Consider the following 457-nt stretch of genomic DNA (forward strand, 5'->3'; position numbering starts at 1 on the left):
GCCGCGCCCTGGATGCTGGACTTCTCGGCCTTCCAGACCTCATCGAGGTCGGCGTATTCCCGCTCCAGCTCCGAGATCTGGTCCTCAAGCGCGCCGAGGCGCTTGAGCGCCGCCTCGTCGGTTTCCTTCTTGAGCGCTTCACGCTCCATCTTGAGCTGGATCAGGCGGCGGTCGAGACGGTCCATCTCCTCCGGCTTGGAATCCAGCTCCATGCGGATGCGTGACGCGGCCTCATCGATCAGGTCGATCGCCTTGTCCGGCAGCTGACGGTCCGTGATGTAGCGCGAGGACAGCCGCGCGGCGGCGATGATGGCGCTGTCGGTGATGTCGACCCCGTGGTGCACCTCATAGCGCTCCTTCAGGCCACGCAGGATGGCGATGGTGTCTTCCTCGCTGGGCTGGTCGACCTGCACCTTCTGGAAGCGGCGCTCAAGTGCGGCGTCCTTCTCGATGTACT

1 pseudogene is annotated in these 457 nt (G+C 64.8%); it reads right to left on the reverse strand.

The features are described from left to right. Positions 1–457, reverse strand: a pseudogene (locus tag R0J88_RS18795) (type VI secretion system ATPase TssH); the annotation flags it as partial.

The sequence above is a fragment of the Pseudoalteromonas sp. SIMBA_162 genome, from assembly GCF_046535955.1.
Lineage (GTDB): Bacteria > Pseudomonadota > Gammaproteobacteria > Enterobacterales > Alteromonadaceae > Pseudoalteromonas > Pseudoalteromonas marina.